This window comes from Salinibius halmophilus, assembly GCF_003577475.1.
GTDB lineage: Bacteria > Pseudomonadota > Gammaproteobacteria > Pseudomonadales > Natronospirillaceae > Salinibius > Salinibius halmophilus.
In genome coordinates this window covers 126994-151408 of record NZ_QPEP01000003.1, presented here as the reverse complement: position 1 = coordinate 151408, position 24415 = coordinate 126994, and the positions used below count along the sequence as shown (strand labels likewise).

Annotated in this window: 24 protein-coding genes; 19 read left to right on the top strand and 5 right to left on the bottom strand. The window is 48.5% G+C overall.

The genetic code is table 11. The annotated features are described in order from the left end of the window. Window positions 1–43: 43 nt before the first annotated feature. The 4 genes from DUW71_RS04075 to DUW71_RS04060 all read right to left on the bottom strand — a co-directional run bounded on the left by DUW71_RS04075 (window position 44) and on the right by DUW71_RS04060 (window position 4913). Complete coding sequence (locus tag DUW71_RS04075) at window positions 44–2497, bottom strand: hypothetical protein (protein WP_119393963.1); 2454 nt, start codon at window positions 2495–2497, stop codon at window positions 44–46. A 93-nt stretch (window positions 2498–2590) separates the two neighbouring features. Beyond that, entirely contained in the window at window positions 2591–3289 is a 699-nt protein-coding gene (locus DUW71_RS04070) for an ABC transporter ATP-binding protein (RefSeq protein WP_119393962.1), read from the bottom strand. Beyond that, window positions 3273–4505 carry an efflux RND transporter periplasmic adaptor subunit gene (locus DUW71_RS04065; protein ID WP_119393961.1) on the bottom strand — a complete coding sequence of 411 codons (1233 nt, stop codon included), beginning with the start codon at window positions 4503–4505 and terminating at the stop codon, window positions 3273–3275. Before DUW71_RS04065 ends, DUW71_RS04070 begins: the two co-directional genes overlap by 17 nt. A 225-nt stretch (window positions 4506–4730) precedes the next feature. Further along, on the bottom strand, window positions 4731–4913 hold the full coding sequence (locus DUW71_RS04060; RefSeq protein WP_119393960.1) for an EAL domain-containing protein: 183 nt from the start codon (window positions 4911–4913) through the stop codon (window positions 4731–4733). A gap of 66 nt (window positions 4914–4979) precedes the next feature. On the opposite strand from DUW71_RS04060, the gene DUW71_RS04055 reads away from it, so the two are divergent. The 11 genes from DUW71_RS04055 (at window position 4980) to DUW71_RS04005 (ending at window position 12940) form a co-directional block, all read left to right on the top strand. Continuing rightward, entirely contained in the window at window positions 4980–5639 is a 660-nt protein-coding gene (locus tag DUW71_RS04055; protein WP_199671148.1) for a DUF6988 family protein, read from the top strand. Continuing rightward, on the top strand, window positions 5636–6064 hold the full coding sequence (locus DUW71_RS04050) for an NUDIX hydrolase (protein ID WP_119393959.1): 429 nt from the start codon (window positions 5636–5638) through the stop codon (window positions 6062–6064). Before DUW71_RS04055 ends, DUW71_RS04050 begins: the two co-directional genes overlap by 4 nt. A gap of 10 nt (window positions 6065–6074) precedes the next feature. Continuing rightward, window positions 6075–6737: an HAD family hydrolase gene (locus tag DUW71_RS04045; protein WP_119393958.1), complete on the top strand. Its 663-nt coding sequence runs from the start codon at window positions 6075–6077 to the stop codon at window positions 6735–6737. Between the two features lie 123 nt (window positions 6738–6860). Further along, window positions 6861–7172 carry a cupin domain-containing protein gene (locus tag DUW71_RS04040; RefSeq protein WP_119393957.1) on the top strand — a complete coding sequence of 104 codons (312 nt, stop codon included), beginning with the start codon at window positions 6861–6863 and terminating at the stop codon, window positions 7170–7172. Beyond that, entirely contained in the window at window positions 7165–8154 is a 990-nt protein-coding gene (gene pip / locus DUW71_RS04035) for a prolyl aminopeptidase (RefSeq protein ID WP_119393956.1), read from the top strand. The genes DUW71_RS04040 and pip overlap by 8 nt, the downstream gene beginning before the upstream one ends. A gap of 26 nt (window positions 8155–8180) precedes the next feature. Next, window positions 8181–8627 (top strand): HIT family protein, encoded by a 447-nt coding sequence (locus tag DUW71_RS04030; protein WP_119393955.1) that lies wholly within the window; start codon window positions 8181–8183, stop codon window positions 8625–8627. Between the two features lie 97 nt (window positions 8628–8724). Then, a complete protein-coding gene (locus tag DUW71_RS04025) occupies window positions 8725–9693 on the top strand; it encodes an Rpn family recombination-promoting nuclease/putative transposase (protein ID WP_119393954.1) in 969 nt (322 codons plus the stop codon). A gap of 136 nt (window positions 9694–9829) precedes the next feature. Beyond that, on the top strand, window positions 9830–10933 hold the full coding sequence (locus DUW71_RS04020; protein WP_119393953.1) for a phosphoribosylaminoimidazolesuccinocarboxamide synthase: 1104 nt from the start codon (window positions 9830–9832) through the stop codon (window positions 10931–10933). A gap of 158 nt (window positions 10934–11091) precedes the next feature. Further along, window positions 11092–11565, top strand: coding sequence for a GNAT family N-acetyltransferase (locus tag DUW71_RS04015; protein ID WP_119393952.1), 474 nt, complete (start codon window positions 11092–11094; stop codon window positions 11563–11565). Continuing rightward, window positions 11562–11996: a GNAT family N-acetyltransferase gene (locus tag DUW71_RS04010; protein ID WP_119393951.1), complete on the top strand. Its 435-nt coding sequence runs from the start codon at window positions 11562–11564 to the stop codon at window positions 11994–11996. Before DUW71_RS04015 ends, DUW71_RS04010 begins: the two co-directional genes overlap by 4 nt. A gap of 128 nt (window positions 11997–12124) precedes the next feature. Then, window positions 12125–12940 (top strand): sulfurtransferase, encoded by an 816-nt coding sequence (locus DUW71_RS04005; protein ID WP_119393950.1) that lies wholly within the window; start codon window positions 12125–12127, stop codon window positions 12938–12940. 211 nt (window positions 12941–13151) lie between these two features. Here DUW71_RS04005 and DUW71_RS04000 read toward each other — a convergent pair whose 3' ends face one another. After that, entirely contained in the window at window positions 13152–14741 is a 1590-nt protein-coding gene (locus DUW71_RS04000; RefSeq protein ID WP_119393949.1) for an ABC-F family ATPase, read from the bottom strand. Window positions 14742–14981: 240 nt separating this feature from the next. On the opposite strand from DUW71_RS04000, the gene DUW71_RS03995 reads away from it, so the two are divergent. The 8 genes from DUW71_RS03995 to DUW71_RS03960 all read left to right on the top strand — a co-directional run bounded on the left by DUW71_RS03995 (window position 14982) and on the right by DUW71_RS03960 (window position 24406). Beyond that, complete coding sequence (locus DUW71_RS03995) at window positions 14982–15323, top strand: hypothetical protein (protein WP_119393948.1); 342 nt, start codon at window positions 14982–14984, stop codon at window positions 15321–15323. A gap of 96 nt (window positions 15324–15419) precedes the next feature. Then, the gene (locus DUW71_RS03990; RefSeq protein ID WP_119393947.1) at window positions 15420–16169 is read left to right on the top strand and encodes a GNAT family N-acetyltransferase; all 750 of its coding nucleotides are present in this window, start codon (window positions 15420–15422) and stop codon (window positions 16167–16169) included. 79 nt (window positions 16170–16248) lie between these two features. Beyond that, window positions 16249–17013, top strand: a complete 765-nt coding sequence (locus tag DUW71_RS03985; protein ID WP_119393946.1) for an SDR family NAD(P)-dependent oxidoreductase — start codon at window positions 16249–16251, stop codon at window positions 17011–17013. A gap of 123 nt (window positions 17014–17136) precedes the next feature. Continuing rightward, entirely contained in the window at window positions 17137–18885 is a 1749-nt protein-coding gene (locus DUW71_RS03975; protein WP_158583862.1) for a hypothetical protein, read from the top strand. A 239-nt stretch (window positions 18886–19124) separates the two neighbouring features. Continuing rightward, window positions 19125–20039 carry a sulfurtransferase gene (locus DUW71_RS03970; protein ID WP_158583861.1) on the top strand — a complete coding sequence of 305 codons (915 nt, stop codon included), beginning with the start codon at window positions 19125–19127 and terminating at the stop codon, window positions 20037–20039. A 2-nt stretch (window positions 20040–20041) separates the two neighbouring features. Further along, window positions 20042–21244 carry a YeeE/YedE family protein gene (locus tag DUW71_RS03965; RefSeq protein WP_119393942.1) on the top strand — a complete coding sequence of 401 codons (1203 nt, stop codon included), beginning with the start codon at window positions 20042–20044 and terminating at the stop codon, window positions 21242–21244. A 10-nt stretch (window positions 21245–21254) separates the two neighbouring features. After that, complete coding sequence (locus DUW71_RS17680; RefSeq protein ID WP_199671147.1) at window positions 21255–21431, top strand: hypothetical protein; 177 nt, start codon at window positions 21255–21257, stop codon at window positions 21429–21431. A 245-nt stretch (window positions 21432–21676) separates the two neighbouring features. Continuing rightward, on the top strand, window positions 21677–24406 hold the full coding sequence (locus DUW71_RS03960; protein WP_119393941.1) for a lamin tail domain-containing protein: 2730 nt from the start codon (window positions 21677–21679) through the stop codon (window positions 24404–24406). The last annotated feature ends 9 nt before the right edge of the window (window positions 24407–24415 follow it).

Genomic DNA, 24415 nt, shown 5'->3' with positions numbered 1-24415 from the left:
TACTGGGCCTGTGAGGATCGCTCACAGGCCCAGTACGCCCTTGTTAGCTCTGCCAAACACTCAAGTCCTTGTTGTTTAGCGTGCGCGCACACCACCAAAGGCTAACTTGCTGTACGACTAAAATCAGCACGGTGGCAATCACGGCTAGGTTCAGCGCATCGCGCCTTGGTAGCCATTGTGAAACCAGCGGGAAAAACTCGTAGAAGCCAAACACCGCAATGACCAAGGCTGTCACCAGTGCTATGGCGCTAAGCACACCAATACGAAGCTGGGTTTGTATTTTTGCCACCCGTGGTGGCATGCCTTGGGCAATGTTTAACCAATACCAAGGCTGCATGTGTTTGAACAAATAACTGGTATTGAGCAGCACAATGGCAAACAACGACACCATAGCCAAAGCAGATAACACCAGTACTAAGCGCAGTCGCTGTACCGCCACTTCTTGCTCTAGCGCCATATACTCCTGCCAGCTGAGCAGTCGATAGCCAAGGTCTTTACCTGCATAACTAAGGCTCATTTCTAGGTTATCAATCAGTTGTTTGTCGAAATCTGGCGCTACCCAAAGCACCCCTGAAAAACAGCTGGTTCCTGTCGGTACAGATAAGGGCTTATACATAATTGGGGCGCTGGCCAAATTAGGCATATTCATTTCTGGCAGCACTCGTTGAATGCCTTGGCTGCCGCGCAGGACGACTCGACCTTCTGCATTCACACCGGGAACATTAGCGATACGAACGTCGGCGAGATCCCGCATATCGCTTGAGATATTCAGAGCCTTGGCGGCATCTGGCGTAATAAAGGCTTGGCGGCCTTCAATTGGGCCTAAATCTAAAACATGTTCAAAAAACGAGTCGCTAGCAACGCTATTAACAATGTTCACTGGTGGCTCGTTTGCGCCTTTAAGCTGCATACCTTGCACATCATAGTTGCCACATTGCAGGGCGACACGGTCTCGGTTATCGCGCAGCAGTGCTAGTACGTCGGCTTCGCTGGGATAAAACTCGGATAGGGTTTCCACTTCACCATTGGTCATTTGCCAGTCTTGCACAACCACTTGGTAATCGGTTTTGCTCATTACATCATTAGGCATGAGTTGGCGCCAATAGGCAGTACTGATTAATCCCATAATTAGCACGGCAACCGCGAGAACAACCAAGTAGATGGCGTGGTTTAACTGCAGCCACCAGAACTTGTGTTGTATTTTATGGCGCAGGTTGGTTAACCCTTGATAAACATATTCTGGGTCGGCCACTTTGCGGCTGGCCATTACAAGATAGAAGCCAATGGCAAAGACTACACCAAGCAGTATTAGCCAGGGTGTTAATTGCAACTCTGAGGTGCTAACAAAGCCAATAGCATCAGCAAAGTGATTCAATGGTAAATAAACCACCACCGCCAAGACTAGTGCCAATACGGCGAACATCGAGGTTTCTGCCAGTATCTGCATGGCAATGCGCTTTGGGCTGCCTCCCATGGCGATTTTCAGTAAGAACTCTTGCTGGCGCACGCTTTGTAGGCGCTGAGCCAAGGCAAGCGTGTAGAGGCACACAATAATACCCAGTGCAATCACCACCAAGGTCAGTAAGCTGACTGACTCGCCTTGCTTCTCGTATTCAGCCAGGTCCATTCGGCTACCGGGCAGGAGCTTCATGTTGCGAAATGCATAAAGATATCTTACACAGGGCGCAGGGGACTCTAAAAGCGTTTGGTTGATACGAGTTTCAAGCTCGGCTAGGGAAGTGTTGTTATCGGCACTAATCAGCAGGCGTGCCCACCAATATGAGCGCGAACCTGGGGCGCGTGGCGGCTCGAATACGAAGCCGTTGTATTGCTCTTCTGGATGCCAGTAGGATAACCCATTACTGGCAATGATTGCCGGTTGCTGTTGGCTTTGATACGGGTGAAAGTCGCCTGGCAATATACCTGCTATCGGCAGCACTTGCGTATCGACCAACTCTTCACCGTTTCCCATAAACGATATGGCAACTTCGAGCGATAAGTAGCCGTTGCGCTCTTTCGCTAAATGCTGATTTTGCTGCCACCATGTTTCGTTAACATATACCCAGCGTTCTTGATAAAGCTGGCGATGATCAAAAAAACGTTCGGTTGGTTCAATGCCAAAGAAGTCGAGAAAGTTAGGCGCCACAGTTTGGATTTGGTCATCGACTAAAGCTAGTGTACGGGTATCGCCAATAATGGTGCTCTGGTCGTCATACAGCATCTCCAGCTCAACCATAGAACTGGTAATGCCATCTATGTCGTTGATTTGATCAACCGTACATTCATCAATTCGGCCAAGCTCAGATATGGCATCAAAACCAACGGTGAAATAGTTCTTTTCCACCACCCCAGAGGGAACGTTTTGCCGATAATCTTGTGCGGTTTGCCAATACATTAAAGCAATGGCCATAAAGCTAGCCAGTAGAATGATTAAAAATGCTAAAAGTGCACGCAGCGGTTTAACAAAGCGCCACGAGAGAGAGAGTTCAGGTAGCATCGTTAGCCCTTATTCGTTAGTTGGCCCAGGTTGGGCTCGCTCTAAAAACCTTTGGTATGCAAGGTAATTAGAGGCCCTTTTTTGTTGTGTTATTTAGGCTTGTTTTTGCATGGCTGCTTCATAGTTAAATATTTCACCGGAGTCGAGCAGGTATTGCTCAACGGCAAGGGCTGCGTGCTCCGGGTTGTGCGTCACCATCATGATGGTGTTACCCGCATCGTGTAGCTCGTTAAACAGGTCCATAATGGCACGACCGGTTTTGGTATCTAGGTTACCGGTAGGTTCATCGGCAATAAGGATATCTGGTTCGGTGACCAAGGCACGGGCAACGGCTATGCGCTGCTGTTGGCCGCCTGATAGTTGCCCTGGCAAGCGTTTGCCGTAGTCGGGCAGGTCGACCTGGCTGAGCACCTTGTGAATGCGATCTTTCCAAGTTTTGCGATCATGCTGGCTGTACACCAGTGGCAGCATAATGTTTTGCTCAATGGTTAGGTCGGCCACTAGGTTGAAGTTTTGGAATATCATCCCTAGGTGGCGGTTGCGTACCTGGGCTAACTGGTTGGCACTTAACCCCACCATGTTTTCACCGGCTAGCGTATATTCCCCTTCAGAAAGTGGCGACAGTAGTCCAACCACGTTTAGCAGGCTTGATTTACCACTACCAGATGGGCCTTGGATGCTGACATACTTGCCTTGTTCAATTTCTAGGTCCACATTGTTGAGCGCGGCGACTTTCTGCTGGCCCGAACCAAAAAATTTACTGGCGCCTGTTAACTTAATTAATGCGCTCATAGAGCTCTCCTTCAATGGTAAATTTCTCTGCCAATTCATCTTCAATGATTAATTTATCGCCTTCCTGTACGTCGCCATCGATACGGTACTCATCACCGGTTAAATGCAGCACGTCAAGGCGCACCGACGATAGTTCACCGTCGCGTACACGCCAAACGCGCCATACACGAGGAATGCTGTCGTCTAGGGTAATTTTATAAGCCGGTGCCTCGCTTTCATAAACGCAGACGTAACTGGCAGGTAAGCCTTCGGTCCAGTCTTCACTTTGCTGGTACAACAAGAACTTTTGCTCATAAAAGCCTTCGTTGTTAACACTCTCAAGCGGTGCGACTTCCCCATCAAAGGTCTTGCCTTGTACGTCAAACGAGCAGGTTAACCCCTCGGCTAGGTAGGGCTGGCGACTAATCGACACACTCGCCGTGGCCACCATTTCGTTGTTCACAACCACTTGCGCAATTTTGCTGTATTGGCCGACATAAGCGCCTTCTTGCCAGTCTTGGGTAAAGCGCAACCGCCCTGGGCGATCTGTGGCAACGGTCAGCTGTGCTAGTTGCGCCTGCGTGCGACCGATTTCATCACGCAGTTGCGCGATCTTGTTCTGTGCAATGCGGTTGCGAATGGTTTGTTCTTGCTCGGTAAGCGCAAGGCGGCGCTGCGTGGAGGCCAATGCCTGCTGGGCGGCCTCAACGGCTATTTGCGAGCGCATCACCGTCACGCTACTGGCATTGCCGCTGTCGGCGAGCGTTTGGTTACGCCTTAGCTCATCTTGGGCGGAATCTAGTTCGCGCTGCTGACGCGCTTGGGTTTGCTCTAGGTCGAGTAGGGCGACCTGCTGACTGACTTCGGTAAGCGCAAGGTCATCTTGCATGCCGGCTAACTCAGCGGTTAGCTCGGTGACTTTCAGTTCAAGTTCTGGGTTTTTCAGTTGCAGTACTTGTTCGCCTAACTTGAGCATATCGCCATCGCGATTCAATACTTTATCAAGTAAGCCTGACTGCTGATTGGATAGGGTTATGATTTTATTCGGCTCTAGCTCACCCGTACCCTGAATGACCATGCGGTAGTCGCCAAAGGTCGGTTCGATATAGCGAACCTCGGGGATTTCAGGTTGCAAGAACCAATACAGTGCACCGCCACTAACAGTGAGCGCAGCGGTGGAGGCAGCGGCAATGATAATATTGCGCCGGCCTTCCTTGCGGTCGTATTCTAATTCCATTGATGTCACCTTTTTGAGAGAGAAGGCAGTGTTAGCAAAGTGTTACTTATTGGAATATTTATTTGCTACCACAGGTAACATTTACCGCATAATTAATGTGACGTGCAAATTAAATTGATCAGAAATACTGATCTGGTAATTTTATTACTTGAATTATTCGTAGGTGCTGGCAGTTTGGGTAGGGTTTTGGTGGTAAAAATACATAGCGATATATAGCTATTTAACTCACTTATAATGATCCAGCCATTTAGAAAAATCGGCACACGGCATGGGCTTGGCTAGGTGATAACCCTGCACATAAGTAACGCCAAGCTTACTTAAATAGTTGATGGTGTCGCCATCTTCTACGCCCTCTGCTACTACGTCGAGCTTTAAGCTGCTTGCTAGCTGCACAATGGAGTGTACGATGGCGGCATCTTCTTAATTGCTGGTAATATGCTGAATAAGTGCCCAACGAGGCAGACATCCAAGCACATGAGTGACCTAAACAAGCTTTTGGCAAGAACCAATGAGTATGAGCAAATAATTGGTCTGGTGATTCACCAACCTATGTATGCCGATACGATTCGAAATCGAGTCACGCACGTGCTTTGCTGTGTATCGCTCGAACATGCGCAAAGTGTGAAAATATTATGCGGTGCAGGTAATTTTACCTCTGCTGTTACCTTAGTGAGGTTGCAGTTTGAAGCGCTGGTGCGCGCGAAATGGATACAGTTTGCTGCAACCGACGCCCAAGTAGAAAAATTGAGCACCCAGCTAGATGACCATAGCGCTAAAAAAGCGAGCAATATCCCCATGCTTAGCGAAATGCTAAAACACCTGCAAAACACAGCGCCGGAAAAAATGGTTGAGCCGTTACTTGAAATAAAAAAGCACCACTGGCCGCACTTAAGTTCTTATGTGCACGGGGGAATTCACGCGGTAAACCGGCACGCGATGGGCTACCCAGCGCAGCTGATCGAGGCCTTACTCAAAACTTGCAACGGCATGACAGCGCTGACTTGCTACTTCATGGCGCTCTCGACGGGTAAAAAAGCACTTGCTGAGCACGTACTCAAAAGCTTTGAGCAGTTCGCTGACGTGATGCCTGATACAAAACCAGATGCCCAATTGGCCGGAGACAAGAAAGAATGAATATTGCTGCATTGCCTTGGCGTGAAGACCTGCCACTTAAATATTCGGTTATTGTTGCAAAAGATCAATGTGGTTATGTATTAGTGCGCCATCATCAGTGCAACACGTGGGAGATTCCGGGCGGTCATATTGAAGCGGGTGAAACGGCATTGGCAGCAGCCAAGCGTGAGCTGGCTGAAGAAACTGGCGCAACCGATTTTTCTATTGAACCAATCGGTGTGTATTCGGTGACGGTCAATGAGCAAACAACCTATGGTGGTTTGTTTTTGGCTCAAATTAGCCAATTTTCGGGTTCGCTTGAACACGAAATTGCAGAGGTTAAGAGCTTTGCCTCCATGCCCGATCAATTAACCTACCCAAAAATCCAATCCGTTCTTTTTGACTATGTGCAGCGCTTGATTGCTGGGCAAGTTGAGATTCAATAAGGAACTCTTAATGCATCATTTGATGTTTGATGTCGACCAAACCCTAGTGCAGTCATTTAAGTTTGATGAGCAATGTTTTGTTGCTGCAGTGGAGACTGTACTCAATCATCGTATTGATCGAGATTGGGCGTCTTATCCTCATGTGACGGACTCCGGCATTCTTGCAACGCATTTTGAACGCTCTGGCTTACTAGCACAAAAAGAGGTGCTGCAAGCAAAAGTGAAGCAAGTGTTTATCGACAATATCAAACAGTACTTAGCGCAAAACCCCGCCAAGCCTATTGCTGGCGCGGTTGAATTGATCGCTTATCTTAAACAGCGCTCGGATATTAAGATCTCTATCGCGACAGGTGGCTGGGGTGAAACGGCACGGTTAAAACTGGCTAGTGCCGGCATCGACATTACTAATATCGTGCTGGCTTCTGCCAACGACCACTCGCATCGAATTGAGATTATGAAATCGGCCTTGGCTAAAACTGGTGCTGATACCAATGTAAGGGTTACCTACTTTGGTGATGCCGAATGGGATGTGAAAGCCTGTGCCCAGTTAAATTGGGATTTGGTGTTGGTAGGAGACCGAGTAGCGCACCCCGTAAATGTGCCCGACTTCTCTGACCTTGAGCAAGTATTAAACCTTGCTGGGCTCTATAAACACAATGCCGCAACAAGTTAGGCAAGAGCCAAAAGCAAGGTTTTTTGCAGACTTAGCAGCTTGTTTATGTTTAGGCAGGCCGATAATAAGCGGTAATATTTAGCAATTGCGGCTTGCAATTGGCCGTTATTCTACGGAGGCACTATGAAAATCATAAAGGGTAAATCGTTCACTGCCGAGCGAGCATGGGGTGCGTTGGATATTGCCAATATGAATGGTATTACCACGCGCCTGCACTGGACTAATCAGCCATATAAATGGCACGTCAATGATGGTGAAGAGGTGTTTGTTGTGCTCGATGGTGTAGTGAACATGCTGTATCGTGAAGCCGGTGAAGAAAAGTCAGTACTGCTTAATGTTGGTGATATTTTCTACGCCTCGGTTGGCACAGAGCACGTGGCACACCCACAGGGTGAAGCTCGGGTATTGGTAGTTGAGACTCAAGGCAGTGTCTAGGAGTCAATCGACGAATCAAGCCTTCCCACCGATAGAGCCATTCCATGCTGCCGAGTTACCGGTAAGTGATGGCTCTAAACTCTATTTTGAGCAAGTTGGCAATCCCAGCGGCCAACCAGCTCTATATCTGCATGGCGGCCCTGGCGGCAGTTGTGGACCTGGAACGCGACGCTACTTTGATCCAGAGAAATACCATGCAGTGTTGTTTGATCAGCGTGGTTGTGGGCGCAGCAAACCATTGGCATCTGAGCCGGATTATGACTTTTCAAATAACAACACCGCTCAGCAAATTGATGATATTGAGAGTTTGCGTCGCCATTTGGGTATTGAACGCTGGGTATTAGTAGCAGGTTCTTGGGGTGTCACGTTGGCACTAGCCTATGCACAAGCGTTTCCACAGCGCGTCAAAGCCATGGTACTGGGCTCGGTTACACTTGGTACTCGCCAGGAGATTGATTGGATTACCCGTGATATGGGCCGCATCTTTCCGCGTGAATGGCAGAGTTTTGTTGAGTATCTGCCAGAAGAGCAAAGAGAGTGCAGCTATACAGAAGACGACACAGGCGACATCTGTGCAGCTTATGCCAAGTTATTACAAAGCAGCGATCCGGCTGTTCACCAGCCAGCAGCTAAAGCTTGGTGCAAATGGGAAGACACTCATGTCTCGTTAATGCCAGGCTGGCAGCCTTCCGCTCGCTTTCAAGATCCAGAGTTAAGCTTAATCTTCGCTAGGCTAGTCACCCACTATTGGTCGAACGATTGCTTTTTAGCGCCGAATCAGCTGATACAAAACATCGAAAAAATTGCTGATATTCCTGCGGTTTTGATTCATGGCAAGTGGGATATCTCTGGGCCGTTAGATACTGCCTACCAACTTCACAACGTTTGGCCCGCCAGTGAGCTTTGCATATTAGAAGAAGCTGGCCATGGCGGTATAGGTTTTGGACAAGCCATTCGTCAAGCACTAGCAAAGTTTGCCTAAACGCTTTTTGGTGTAGGGGATAAAGGATGATTTCACACAAACCAAAGGACTACGTAAGCCCGTTCACGCGCATTCTAAGTTGCCCTAAAGAATCGGCGGCTGAAATTATCTATCAGAATGAACAGGCTTTTGTATGTTTGGGGCTGCATCGCTACCAAAACTGCCCTCCAAGCGCTTTGGTTATTCCCAAAGTTGCTGCCGAAAATATCTACGTTATTGAACCGGCCACACTGAGTGCTGTCGTCGAACTATCGCAACAAGTTGCCATAGCAATGAAGCAGCTGTGGCAGTTAGATGGCATCACTCTAATGCAAAACAACGAACCTGCTGGCTGGCAGGATGTTTGGCATTTTCATATGCATGTAAAAGGGCGAAAAGCCGGCGACAGCATGTGGGGTGCCAAACAAGAGCGCATACCTCAATCTGAGAGAGCGGAACTGATTGCAGAGCTTAGAGAGTTTATGATTGGTTAGGTGTTTTACATACAGTTGTAAATAAAAACAGTTTTATTGAGGTGTTTTTGGTGTCTGGCACTTAGGCTTGAACGCAAGAAAAAGTGCAGGAGCGGATATGAAGCCGATCAATAACCCTCACGACGCAATATTTAAGCAAAGTATGCAGAGGCCCTTTGTCGCGAAGCAGTTCATGCAGCACTACTTACCTTCACACCTACGTGACGAGCTGGATTTAGAGTCTTTGGTGATGTTGGATGCAACCTACATTAATGACCAGCTAGATAGTGCATTTAGTGATGTAGTGTTTAGCTGCGATTTAGCCGGGCAATCTGCGACCATTAGCTTATTGGTCGAACATCAATCTCGGCCAGATAAGTTTATGCCTATTCGGGTTGGCTATTACATGTTCAGCCTGTTCATGCGACATATCAAAGATGGTGCGAAAGGCCTGGTCGCTCCGGCATACTGCATTGTTTTTTATCATGGCAATAAGTACCCATATTCACTGAGTTTGGCAGACTGCTTTGAAGACCCTTTGGGCATTATGAAAGATCTATTCAGTCAGCCGGTTCCACTTGTAGACGTAAGCCAACTACCTGATGATCAGCTAAGGCAGCAAGAGTTAATTGGCGCTTTAGCGCAAACACTTAAACACATTCGTGATGCCGATATTAGTGAGTTAGTGATTGAACTGTTCGATCGGTACGTTGAAGAATCAGAGGTTAATAATGCCTTGTTGGCATTCATCAACAGCTTGCTACAATATGCCATGAGTGTAGGTAATGCTGACAAAGAACATCTGATGAATGTGATTGAACATGTCAAGCCAACGCCTAGTCAACTTGGAGAGGGTGTTATGAGAATTGCAGACATTTTACGCGCCGAAGGCCTGGAAAAGGGGCTAGAGCAAGGCATCGAGCAAGGCATCGAGCAAGGCATTGAACAGGGCATAGAGCAGGGTTTGATTCAGGGTAAGCTTGAAACAGCTGCTGCATTGTTAGCAGATGGTTTTGAGGTTTCTCAGGTAATGAAGTTTACTGGTCTGACTGAAGCCCAAATTGCCGAAGTTAAACCGAAGCATTGAAATTGATGTCTCAGATACCAGTTATAGCCAAGCTTCATCCCTAGAACAGTCGTTCTACCTATAATAAAACCATTGGGCAGGCGCCAAGCTTCACGTATAATCCGCGCCATTAAGCTAACCACTCAGGAAACTGCCCATGAGCCTAGCCAATTCTGTTTTGGCCGTTAACGACGATCTTCCTATTCGCACCAACTTGCCGGTACATAGTGGCAAGGTGCGCTCGGTTTATTGGTTAACTGAAGAAGACAGCCGCCGCTTGATCGAAGAGAAGGGTTATGATGTTGCAAGTGATGCGCCGTTGGCGATCATGGTGATTTCAGATCGTATCTCAGCATTCGACTGCATTTGGCGTGGCGAAGGCGATGTGCGTGGTGTACCTGGCAAGGGCGCGGCGCTCAATGCGATCTCAAACCACTGGTTCAAACTATTCAAAGAGCAGGGTTTAGCCGATAGCCATATTCTGGATATTCCACACCCATTCGTTTGGATCGTGCAAAAAGCCAAGCCTGTAATGATTGAAGCGATTTGCCGCCAATATATCACTGGCTCAATGTGGCGCTCTTACGAAAAGGGTGAGCGCGAGTTCTGTGGTATTCAACTGCCAGATGGTCTGAAAAAAGATCAGAAGTTACCTGAGCTGCTAATGACGCCATCTACCAAGGGCATTCTAAAAGGTATTCCTGGTGTGCCTGAAGTCGACGATGTGAACATCACGCGCAGCGACATCGAAAACAACTTTGCAGCGTTTAACCTGCGCAGCAAAGAAGACATTGCTGAATACGAGCGTTTGCTGAGCGAAGGTTTTGAAGTGATCAGCAAAGCCTTGGCCGACATTGACCAAGTATTTGTTGATACCAAATTTGAGTTTGGTTTTGTCACCGACAAAGCTGGCAATGAAAAGCTAATTTATATGGATGAAGTCGGCACACCTGACTCGTCGCGTATTTGGGATGGTGAAAAGTACCGCGCTGGCGAAATTGTCGAAAACTCGAAAGAGGGCTTCCGCCAGATGCTACTGAATCACTTCCCTGATCCAGACATTTTGTTAAACAAAGACCGTTTTGACGAGCGTGTTGCACTTGCGCGTGACAACGAGCTGCCAATCGAAGTGCTACAACAGGTGTCTGACACCTACGTTGGTATTGCTGAAAAAGTAACTGGTCAAAAACTGGTACTGTCAGACAATCCAAAAGCTGAAATCATCAAGGTGCTAAAAGAAGAGTACGGTCTGATTGATTAATCGGTGGCGATACACGTTGCTTGTGGTTTCGTAGGTTTTACAAAGCGAAGCTTTGGGAAACATTGATCGACAGCTAACAATTCCAAAAGCCGATACATTAAACCGTATCGGCTTTTTTCGTTTATGGGCAATGAAGGAACAACCCACAAGGAATCAAAATGAAAATTGTGCCAATCAGTTTGGATTTGCTGCCAGACTTTCCTGCCTACCTACAAGAATGTGTTGATGCTGGCATTGAGCATTACACCGATGCCTTAAAAGACCCTGAAGCTAGCTTACGGCGCAACATCGATATTGCCCAAGGCAAGAACCTACCCGATGGCTGGTGCCCACAAGAGACTTATTTTGCAGTTAAAAATCAGCGCCTTTTAGGAGCCATCCGCCTGCGTCGGGGTGATGGCCACTTTATCCAAAATGAGATTGGCCATATTGGTTACGAAGTTCGGCCAAAGGAACAGGGCAGAGGCATTGCCAAGCACTTACTGCAATACATTGTTGATCATCAACTCACCTCACCAGCTTTGGTGGTTTGTGATGCCGACAATATTGCGTCAGCAAGGGTGGCCCAGACTATTGCTGGTACTGAAGGTGAGCGGCAAGGTGAACAATTACGCTTTCGTTTAGCACCATGACAATTCAAGTTCGCCCAGCAGAGCCACAAGATGCCATTCAGCTCGTCAAAGTGAGTGCATCTGCTTTTGGATTTGATGGACCGCCGGGGTTCGACGATACTGACCATCAAGTTGAAGCAATGGGCCGATACCACTACTTTGCAGTTGAGCGTATCGGGCAGATAGCAGCAGGCTTTTATTATCAAGCAACCCCTTATGGCATTCACCTATTGCGCTTGTTCGTTGACCCGTCTAATCAGCGCATGGGTGCCGGCTCTGCGGTGATAAAGTTCTTGGAAGAAAAGCTGTCGCCTGGCCAACGTATTCAACTTGATACCGACATACACAGTCATCAGTCACATAGTTTTTACCTGAACCAAGGGTTTGAGCTAATTGGGCAAGTAAATTTTAACTCGGGTAGTGCTTTACGGTTCTCGAAGACAAAAGGCTGAGAGTCGTGCGCCAAATCCTAGGACGGGCTGATATGTGATTAAAAGCGCTGACTGAACCACGCATTTAATATCTCGTACCGTTAAGGTAGAAGAGATTTTTTCCACCGAAGCAACCGCTAGGGAGCGCTATGCTTGTATCAACACATTGGTTAGCCAACAATTTAGGCGACGTTATATTGCTCGATGCCAGCATGAGTAAGGTTGTGGGCAAAACGCCGATAGAATACGACCAGCCAACTTACATTCCCGGTAGCCTCAAGCTTGACTTGGAAAACGAGCTAGTCGATCCGCATGCCGATATGGTGAATGCTTTCCCAACCCCTGTGCAGTTTGCCGAGGTCGCCAGTAATCTGGGCATTGAAGCAGACAGCCAAGTGGTTATTTACGACAACCAAGGCTTATATAGCAGCCCGCGCGCTTGGTGGATATTTTATGCCATGGGCTTTAAACGGGTGAAAGTTTTGGATGGCGGCCTACCACAGTGGATCGCTGACGGTTACAAGACCAGTGATATGCACGCTAGCGCGCCGGCGAAATCCTCGATACAGCCTAATTTTGAGCAACAGTTGGTATGCGATGCGGCCTATGTGCTTGGCTGCACAAACGACGAGTCGGTTGCCATCATAGATGCCCGAGCCGGCGAGCGTTTTCGTGGTGAAGTGGCTGAGCCAAGATCAGGTATGCGCAGTGGCCATATTCCAAGTTCATTAAACCTGCCATTTGCGCAAGTGCTCGATGGTCACAAATTTAAATCCGAAGCGGACCTAAAAACCTTGTTCGCTGAGCTAGTGCCAACGGGTGGCAAGTTGGTGTTCTCCTGCGGCTCAGGCATTACCGCCTGCATCATTATGCTGGCTGCGCATATTGCCGGTTACACCGACACCTCTCTTTACGATGGCTCTTGGGCCGAGTGGGGCGGTAACGAGGCACTGCCTATTTCGTAGGTTTCGTGCAACATTGATCGCTGGCGACACACGTTGCCCGGCGCAAAAGTGCCGCGCCGTACAACCTACGGTAGGTTTTACAAACCGAAGGTTTGGGAAACAATGGTCACAGTCATCGTCACTCCCGCGAAGGCGGGAGTCTAGTCGCAAGGCTTGAATGTTGGGAGGCTAGATGCCCGACAAAGGCGCTCGGGCATGACGTATTAGTCGCTTACGCCTCGTACTTAGCCAAGTACTCGTCGTAGGTGCCTTTAAAGTCGATTAGTTTGCCGTCTTTAAATGCCAAGATGCGGTTGGCGAGTGATGATACGAACTGGCGATCGTGGGATACGAACACTAGCGTGCCTTCATAGATTTCCAAGGCGTAGTTAAGTGATTCGATCGATTCCATGTCCATGTGGTTGGTTGGCTCGTCCATCAACAGAATGTTTGGTTTCTGCATCATGATTTTGCCAAGCAACATGCGGCCTTGTTCACCACCAGAGATCACGCTTACTGATTTTTCAATCTCGTGCTGTGAGAACAACAAACGACCAAGGTAGCCACGTACCACTTGCTCGTCGTCTTTTTCTTCTTTCCACTGTGCCATCCAGTCGTAGAGGTTTTCGCCGCCTGCGAATTCATCGGCATGGTCCTGAGCGTAATAACCAATGTTGGCGTTCTCAGACCATTTCATTTCGCCGCCTTTTAATGGCATGCGCTCGGCTAGGGTGTGCAGTAGGGTTGTTTTACCGACGCCGTTTTCACCGATGATGGCAATTTTTTCGCCTACTTCGATCATTAGATCCAAGTCTTTGATCAGCACATTGTCGTCGTAGCCTTGGTACATGCCTTCCATTTCTAGAGCATTACGGAACAGTTTTTTCTCTTGCTCAAAGCGGATAAACGGGTTCTGACGGCTGGATGGTTTCACATCTTCTAGCTGAATCTTGTCGATCTGCTTGGCACGAGAGGTCGCTTGTTTGGCTTTTGATGCGTTGGCCGAGAAGCGCGCTACGAAGGTTTTTAGCTCGGCAATTTGGGCTTTTTTCTTCGCGTTGTCGGCTAACATGCGCTCGCGTGCTTGCGTGGCGGCAATCATGTACTCGTCGTAGTTACCCGGGTACAAGCGCAGCTCACCATAGTCAATGTCGGCCATGTGGGTACACACAGAGTTCAAGAAGTGGCGGTCGTGCGAGATGATGATCATGGTGCACTTGCGCTCGTTTAAAACGTCTTCTAACCACTTAATGGTATGGATGTCCAAGTTGTTGGTTGGCTCGTCGAGCAGCATGATATCAGGGTCGGCGAATAGTACCTGCGCCAATAGCACACGTAGCTTCCAACCTGGTGCCACTTCGCTCATTGGGCCAAAGTGCTGCTCGGTTGGAATGCCTACACCTAGTAGTAACTCGCCTGCTTTTGCTTCGGCTGAATAACCGTCAAGCTCAGCAAACTCAACCTCTAGCTCCGCCACTTTCATGCCGTCTTCTTCGCTCATCTCAGCCAATGAGTAGATGCGATCACGCTCTTGCTTGACTTCCCACAGACGCTGATGGCCCATGATCACAGTATCGACAACGGTAAACTCTTCGTAGCCAAACTGGTCCTGGTTCAGCTTAGCGATGCGCTCGTTAGGGTCGTAAGACACATTGCCCGAGGTAGGGGTGAGCTCACCGCTTAAAATCTTCATAAAGGTCGATTTGCCACAGCCGTTGGCCCCAATCAAACCATAACGATTGCCATCGCCAAATTTAACTGAAATGTTTTCGAAAAGCGGCTTAGCGCCAAACTGCATGGTGATGTTCGCGGTAGAAAGCACTAGAAATACCCTTAAAGGTGGGAGAGTGTAAAACGGCGCGCATTGTCGCACGCTTCGCCCTATGCGCCAAAGGGTAGTACAAGTTTTTTACAAACAAGTATGATAGGCGGGTCTAGCGTCATTAACTGTTATCAGAATTGGAGGAAGCAGACGCTGCAGGAAGGCTCTTCGAACTTGGTCTGTGTTGCCAAATTAGTTGGCAATTAGATTTGTAAATAAATATTTATTAAAAGGTCTACTTTGGAAATTAAAATTCCCATTTATTCGGTCAGTGGCGAGTGCCTTGTGCAAGGCAATTCAAAAGCTATCGCGCAGGGTAAGGTAGGGGTATTTAGTTGGCGTGCCGTGAAGGCAAAAGACAAGCTGGTACTCGAAATTGCCGATGACCCGGCTATTGAAGCGAGCGATTTGCCACTAGTGGGTTTTGGCTGTGGTGGTTGGTTATTTGAGTCAGAGCAAATAACTACTGATGGCATAACAGACGCATGGCTAACTGCATTTTTAAGCGACGGCTTTAAACGTTTTCAGGCAGAACAGCTGCCATATATGCCAGCGGTATCCTGTCCGTGCAGTGATTTATAGCCCAGGCAATGTATTAAGTGCGGTTCAGGCAGCAAGACCTACCCGCAAAACCCTGCTAGCATAGTGGTTTGCTTCACAAGAAAGACCCAAGCCACTATGCATTCCGCTCTGCTTAATTATTTCAAATTCAACAACGCGCGCACCCTGACTACGGGCGAGCCAAGCCAGTTAGCCATCCATCAGTTCGATCATATCACTGCCCTAGTAGATCCAACTCGCCAATTCGATAATCAAGTGATCATCCACGACGCTTGCGATAACGAAGAAGTGGTGGAAGCGTTAGTTTTGTATCAAAACAGTTTCTATCCAGAAGTGCGTATCGCACCCAGTGCGCAAGCGCTCAAGTTGGGCAGTTTTCTTAGCAATAGTGATTTTCACTATATGTACGACATTGATTGGCTAGTGCTGCTCGCCAGCGACTATCAAGCTGGTGAGCAAACATCGATACGAGTTGAGCGTTGGCAATCTGCTCAGGTAGATGATTTTCGTGCTTTGCTCAAAACATCTGGTGTGCAGTGTGCCGATGATATCTGGCAGCAGAAGCGTGTTATGTATTGCACAGAGCAATTTCGCTGTTTTGTAGCCTATATCGAAGATCAGCCTGTGGCATGGGCGACTAGTTTTATCGACGACAGTCATACCGCCATTCTTGCCAATGCCTTTACCCAACCGCTAGCGCGCAACAAGGGTTGTCATACCGCCCTGCTGCATGCACGCATTCAAGATGCCATTGCGTTAGGGTGCACAACGATCCTCAGTGATGTAATGCCTGAATCTACTAGTGCTGAAAACTGCAAAAAAGTTGGCTTTGTGTCCCAGCAAGTCGATATGGTGTGGGTGAAATAAACTTGACTAGATTCGTTAAATCTCACGTATTGAGGGGAGTGATCAGTCAACTTAATTAGGCAAACATGGTGAGACCAATATGGCGAACAAAGCATTAATTACCGGCGCATCTACAGGTATTGGGTTGGCGCTCGCTCGAATTCACGCGCGCCACGGCGGCGATTTAGCTTTGGTTGCTCGTTCGCAAAATAAACTAGAGCAAGTCGCGGCAGATATTCGTAAAGAATACGGCGTTGAAGTACAAGTTGTTGTGGCAGATCTCACGAAACCTGGTGCGGCTGCAGCGGTATACCAACAGGTCAGTGATATTGATGTGCTAATTAACAATGCTGGGTTTGGTGGCCATGGTGAATTTATCGAGCAGGACCTCAGTACCAGCATGCAAATGATTCAGCTGAACATTGCCGCATTAACCGAGCTCAGTCATTTATGCCTAACAGATATGGTGGCAAAAAAACGCGGTAAGGTATTAAACGTATCCTCTATCGCGTCGTTCTTACCTGGCCCGCTGCAGGCGGTTTATTATGCAACGAAAGCGTTTGTTACCTCGTTTAGTCAAGCCACGGCTCAAGAAGTCGCCGAATACGGCGTAACGGTAACAGCCCTTTGTCCTGGGCCTGTTGCCACCGACTTTATGACCACTGCCAACCTTGAGAATGTGCTGGGCTTAAAAGATGCCAAGTCACCGGAGTCGGTTGCTGAGTTTGGTTACAACGCCATGCTTAAAGGCCAGCTTGTTGCGATCAACCAACCGGCGTTTCGGTTTCTAATCAACTGGGTGCTACCGCTATTGCCGCGTAAAGCTGTGCTAGCGATATCGCGCAAATCGATGGAAAAGGTTTAACACTGGCAGGCAGCCATCACCGCTATAATTTGTTCTAACTGTGTTTAGATTCTTTATTTGATCGCGCTTGTCTTTAGCGGTTTATGGCATAGTTGGCGAAACAACTGCAGTAAAGTGATTCGAATGATGAAACCTTGGTTAATGGTAGCTTCTTGTCTAATTTTAGTGGCTTGTAGCCCTGTTAACGTTGTGCCGGTAGACAATCCTGTGAGTTCGCCAACGCCAGTGCAGGCGACACCGCTTGCCTCCGCCTCGGTTACCATTCTGCCAACAACTATCCCGTTGACGACACCATCCGTTACACCAATCGCGACACCAACACCAACCGCGACTCCAACCGTTACGCCAACTGCAACGCCAACAGCCTCACCCTTGGTTTCTACATCGCCGACGGTAACGCCGGCTGCCAATTTAACAATACAGCCCTTAGACGGAGCCTCTAACATTGGTAGGCGCCCAACGCTAAGTGTAAGCAGCGACCAGCCACTCGCCGAACTAACGGTACAAGCAACCAGTGGTACCTGCGCTGGCAACTTACAATTGTCGGCTAATAGTTTTGCGACCTGTATTGGTTTGCAAGCAACCGGCGAGCAAAGCTGGTTGCCGGTCGAAGACTTGCAGCTGGGCCGCATGTATCAAGTTCGTGTGCTAAATGCGACGACTCAAGCAGGGGCAACGATTGACAGTACTGAGCAGTCATTTACCACGAGCCAGCAATCGCTGTTGATTAATGAGGTGAGTGAGTCCTATTACAATAATATTTCGCGATGGGTTGAGCTGCACAACCCAACCGCCACCGGTATTCAACTTGCCGACTATCAATTGCGAGCACCGGCGCGCAATAGTGCTACGAACACTTATGCAAGTAGTCATTTATTTGCCCTGCCAGACTATTATTTGCCGCCTGGTGGCTATGTGATGTTGCGCGCCCCAGAAGAATATAAAGATATTAACAATGGCAGCACCTATGTATATGTGTCCGATGCCAACCTAGTTCCGAACTGGTATACACAGGGGTTTGTGGAGTTGTTACGTGAAGGGAAAACCGAAGACTTTGTCAGCTTTGGGGCGAATTATACGCCCACCACGGCTGGCGCTTGGTTGGGCGACCCGGCTGCGGCATTTGTCTATGGTGATATTTCGTACATGCGAGGCTTAGCTCGCTTAGCTGGTGACACCAATACGGCAGATGACTGGCAGTTGGTCAACTACACCACCCCAAGTGCAGTCAACGATGTGTCGTGTAGTGCCGATACTGACAGTGATGGTATTCCCGATTGTTCTGAGCAGCCAGGTAGCAGCTTTGCTGGACTGCCACTCTATGATTGGGCCGCTAGAGTGGGCCAACCCGATATTTTTATCGAGGTCGATTACATGGATGCCACTAATGGTGGCCAGCAAGCGGAAGACTTGGGTTTGGTGCCAAGTAAAGAGGCACTGCAAATGGTCGTTGATGCCTTTGCCAAAAAGGGAATTGCCGTACATATCGATGTGGGTGACCTGTATGATCAGTCGCCGGGTGTTAACCCAAGCAATTTTGATTTGGGGGGTGGGCAACAGGTGCCATTTGAGCGCTATGTTGGTCTATCGAACCTGAGCTCAGAGCAAGCAAATTTTTATGACTACAAGGCAAGTTACTTCGACATTCGAAGGTTATATATTTTTCACTACGCCTTGTTCGCCAACCAACGCAACAGTCAAACCCGCTCCTCTGGTGTGGCTGAAATTAATGGCAACGACCTAATTGTTACCGTTGGTGAAAACGGGCTTAGTACCTCTACAGATGCTAATCGTTTGTATCGACAAAACTTCCAAGCGCTCACGCTAATGCACGAGCTAGGCCACAACCTAGGCCTGCGCCACGGCGACTGATCAAATAGGGGATGATAAGCAACCCTATATTGTTGAGCCCGATTTCCAGTCGTTTATCCCCTTGCCAAGCGAATAAAACAGCACCCATTGATTCGCATCAATCTTTAAGCCGATCTTGCATCGAAATGTCAAGGTCGGCTTTTTTGTTGATCTAAGTTAGGTATATAAAAAAGTTCTAACGTTATATTCAAATGAGTTAGCCAATTATGGCAGCAACATCAATGATTGAGGTGCGAGAAATGAAGAAGACACTTGTAGGTTTAGCAGTATTTGGAACGGTTGCCACAACTTTTGCCGCCGAGCCCCTAGTTTCTGCCGAATGGTTGGCTGACAACCCGGATGCCGTAGTGCTGGATATTCGAACGATTGATGCCTACCTCAATGGTCATGTACCAGGTGCTGTCAGTACACCTTATGCAGAAGGCTGGCGCGCAACGATGAACGATGTACCAGGCCAGTTGCCACACGTTGCTGTAATGGAGCAAAAAATCGCACAACTTGGTGTGGATGCCGATGAGCATGTGGTGATTGTTACTGATGGAAAATCCGCTGGCGACTATGCACCGGCTGCTCGGGTTTATTGGACGCTTAAAACATTAGGGCATGAAGAAGTCAGCTTGTTAGATGGTGGTTTTGCGGGTTGGTCGGCAGCAAATTTAGAAGTAGCGAACGATCTAGTCGAGGCAGAAAAAGGTGATTTCACAGCAAACTTTAATGATGCGTTCCTGGTTGATGCCGCCACACTGGCAAGCGACCTCGACCAATGGCAAACGGTAGATGCGCGACCAAAATCGTATTTTGATGGCGAAGAAAAGTTCACTGCAGCGCGTGTAGCAGGCACGGTGCCGGGCTCGGTAAATTTGCTGCATGCAAGTGCGTTTACCTCTGGTGATGTCGTTTATTTTGCTGATGTGGCCAAGCTAAAAGAAGTTGCTAGCAGCGCTGGTGTGGATATGAGTGCTAGCCAATCAGCTACGTTTTGTAATACAGGTCACCTAGGTTCAACCAACTGGTTTGTCTTGTCTGAGCTATTAGAACTGCCGAATACCGCTTTGTTTGATGGCTCAATGACAGAGTGGACGGCTGACGAAGATCGCCCAGTGCAAACGGCGAAAAAAGGCCTTGGTAAAATCTTTGGCATATTTGGTGGCTAATTATGACAGCAACAACTCACTCTACGGCCAAGCTTGCTTGGCCTATCGACCGGTTTGTTACCACTACTGCAGCGCTAATGCTGCTAGTGTTGGGCTGGTTAATCTATATTGAAACTGCGCCGTTTTTATTAGCGTTGTTCGTTATTGGCACAGTAATGGGCATTGCCCTATTTCATGGCTCGCTTGGGTTCACCGGCGCTTGGCGCAACTTTGTGCTAACAGGTAAAGCCACAGGTATGCGCGCACAGCTGTTAATGCTTGCTGTGGCAACCGTGTTAATTGTGCCTCTGGTTAGTGGTGTAATCGACGTAGGTGCAAGTGGTACTAGTGCACCATTGGGTGTTTCGCTGGTAGTGGGCTCGTTTATCTTTGGTTTTGGTATGCAACTTGGCGGCGCCTGTGGTTCGGGAACTCTGTTTACCGCGGGCTCTGGCAATACACGCATGGTCATCACCCTAATGTTTTTCATTTTGGGCGCTTTTATTGGCTCTATGCATCATATGTGGTGGATGAACCTTCCTGCTGCGCCAGCTGTGATTCTGCACCAAAGTCTTGGCCCGTGGTTGGCAATAATTGTGCAGCTAGCAGTCATTGCCTTCTTGTGGTGGTTCTTTGGCCGCCGCGAGAAAAAGATGACCGGCAGCACTGGTTGGGGTTTAACGGCTAAGTCGGATGTTACTGGCATTCGCCGCATTATTTCAGGCCCTTGGCCACTGCTATGGGCGGCACTGGTTCTGGCAGTTGGCAACATGTTAACTGTGATTATCAGTGGTTCACCTTGGGGCATTACCTTTGCCTACGCTTTGTGGGGTGCGAAAGTAGCACAAGCCGTTGGCATTGACGTGGCTGCCAATGCTTATTGGTCAACAAACTTTGCCTCAATGGCGCTAAGCGACAGCGTGCTAGTCAACGTTAACTCGGTGATGGCGATAGGTGTTTTGCTTGGTGCTATGTTAGCAACGGGCTTAGCGAACCGCTTCAAAAAGGCCTGCCCACCTAACCTAGCTTGGAAAAGCGTGGCGGCGGCTATTATTGGTGGCCTGTTGATGGGCTATGGTGGTCGAGTAGGGTTTGGCTGCAATATTGGCGCCTTGTTCTCTGGTGTAGCGAGTGCAAGTTTACACGCCTGGGTATGGTTCGCTTTTGCTTTTGCTGGCTCTTATTTGGGGATTAAAGTTCGACCAATGTTTGGCCTGCCGAACTAAAGGGGGAGTGATGACCGACGTTATTTATAATAAGCGCAACCTGGTGCTGGCCATGATGTTGTTGTTTGGTGTGATCATGGCGGATCATGTAAGCAGCGAAACGTTTAAGTACAACATGGGCCAAGGCGGCGATACAGTGCTGCTGAAACTGGATGAGGTGTCTGGCTCGGGTTGTGGTGCGCCTTAAGAGAGCCTCTAAAAACCCTATCAATAAACCAAAAGCCTATGTTTACTTGCATGGGCTTTTTTAATTTTGAGTGATTGTCAATAGAATGACTTGCTAGGTGTTGTTTTGTTGACGGCTTATAGTATTTTTAGTGCTCGAATCGTCACCTTGTTTTGATCTGTTAACTCACTTCGCTAAAAACTACCCCTTATGCCAATGTTTCCGTAATGGTTTCATAGCGGCTTGGCTGTGTTGGAGTGGTTGGCATGGGTTTGCAAAAAGTTTTCCGAGCACGTTCGTTGCCTCGGTGGGTTACTCTATCGTTTATTCTGTTATCGTTCGCCACGCTATCTGCTTGCCAGGCCGATATAGATGTGGACATTGATGTCTCAGACGATGCCGAGCCGACTCCCACTGCAACTGCCACAGTAGCGGTTACACCCGCACCGTCAAGCACGCCCACATTCATGCCAACTGTTAGCCCAACTTTATTTACCTTGCCTGTTATATCTGCAACCCCAACGGCTGTGATTACAGAAGAACCAACAGTGACGCCAACAGTGACGCCAACACCAACAGCGACACCAATAGCGACACCAATAGCGACACCAACGCCAACACCAACAGCGACACCAATAGCGACTCCAACAGCGACGCCAACGGCGACTCCAACGGCGACGCCAACTGCGACGCCAACTGCGACGCCAACAGCGACACCAACAGCGACACCAACAGCGACACCAACACCTGTTATTGAAGATCAGAGCTTTGCCCTAGGTGAGCTAGAAAGTGAGCACTTGTTTACTTTGGATGCCCAAGAGATATTGAGCTCAGTTACGATAAACCCTGAACCGCAATATGGGTCTGTTGCCTTGTTGGCCAACAACCAAATGCGCTATCTACCAACGAGTGCGAGTGCATTTAATGGCGACCAATTTACCCTAACCGTAGGCAGCGATGTGGCGGTGATTAGCTTAAGTTTTTCCGACACAACCGCACCAGCGTTAAGCATTAGTCCGCTAGCCGATGCACAGAATGTCTCGTTGAGCACAACGGCGACCATCACTAGTGATGACCCAATGGAAGCTCCTACTGTACAAGCCAACAATGGTGTTTGCTCTGGAGATATTCAGCTGTCGTCCGATGGTTTTGTTAACTGCGTGGGATTGTCGGTTACCAGTACCGATCAGCTCAATAAAGTGTGGCAAGTTTCGTTTGCACAAGCACTAGAAGCCAGCACTGAGTATCAAATTAAGGTATCTGGTTGGCGTAACCAAACAGGTATCTCGCTCGCCGCTGAGGTGGTGCAAAGCTTTTATACCGCCGCTAGCGATCTGCTCATCACCGAAGTCAGCGAATCCTTCTACTCAAACACGGCGCGCTGGGTAGAGATTTACAACGGCACTAGTGCAACTCAGCAACTATCAAACTATCAATTACGCGCACCGGCATATAATACGGGTACTGGTGCGATAACTACTTACTATAGTTTTTCGCTGCCAAGTTATAGCATCCCCGCTGGTGGTTATGTGGTACTGCGAGCGCCAAATGCTTTCACGAGTATTAACGGCGATAACTACTTCTTTATTGAAGATGGCAACCTAGTGCCGTTCTGGAATACAAACGCTTATGTTGAGTTGGTAAAAAGCGGCTCAACCATCGACTTCCTAACGTTTGGCAACAGTTTTACGCCCACTACAACTGCGGCTTGGAGCGGTGCTGCCGTTGCTGCGTTCACATACAGCAGCGAATCCTTTGCCCGAAGCCTGGTGCGCGGTAATGTTGATACCAACTCAAGTGGCGACTGGACATTGGTAAATTGGTCGACCCCTGGTGGCCCGAACGATGTGGCCTGCAGCAGTGATACCGACAACGACGGTATACCTGACTGTGCCGAGCAGCCCAATACTACCTTTGCTGGCTTACCGTTGTACGATTGGGGAGCGCGCACTGGGCAGCCAGACATCTTTATCGAGATCGACTATATGGATGCCACCAATGCTGGCCAACAAACTGCAGATCTTGGTATCACGCCATTGCGCCAAGCACTCGATAACGCCGTTGCGGCCTTTGCGAGACGTGGTTATGCATTGCATCTGGATGTGGGGGATTTATTCGACCAAGCCCCAGGCACCGATCCAAGCGATTACGACCTAGGGGGCGGTCAGCAGGTGCCGTTTTCCCAATATATCAATTTCAATCCGGGTGCTAACGAGGCATCTGTGTATGAATATAAAGCGGCGTATTTTGATATCGAGCGCCTGCCTGTTTTCCACTATGCAATTTTTGCCAATCGTCAGAATGCAGACAATGGCTCGTCTGGGTTAGCTGAGTTATCGGGTAACGATATGATTGTTACGTTAGGCGAGAATGGGTTTAGTTTGGCGAGCACAGTGCAAACCAATCAAGCGGTTAACTACCAAGCGATGACCTTTATGCACGAGCTTGGGCATAACCTAGGGTTGCGCCACGGCGGTAACTCCGACCTGAATTACATTCCCAACTATGTGAGTGTTATGAACTACCTGTACAGCCTAGGCTTGCCAACGATTGGCAATAATGAGGGCGATAGGTATTACAATCGGAACTTTGCTGGCAACGGCAACTGTGATGTTGGGATGGCTAACATGACGAACTCACTTTTTAGTGATACCTATGTCATCGACTTTTCAGATGGCTCGAGTGTGGATATTAACTTAGCCAGTGTTGACGAGCGTTTGGGTCTTCGACGCACTGGCTCGGGCCCAGTCGATTTTAACTGTAACGGTAATGATCAAGAACCATCGGTTAGTATCGGTACAGGCACATACTCTGACCACGACGATTGGAGTGCGATTAACTTGGTGTTTAGTCAAACATTCCAAGGCAATAACCATCTGTTCATTGGCACCCCATCGGCCGTCGACGACGTAGCAGACGACCGCCAGCCGATTGCTTGGGAGCAACCTTTGCCCGATGATTATTTCCGTAAGCGTTTAGCGGAGCCCTTTGATTAGTGGTGAGCC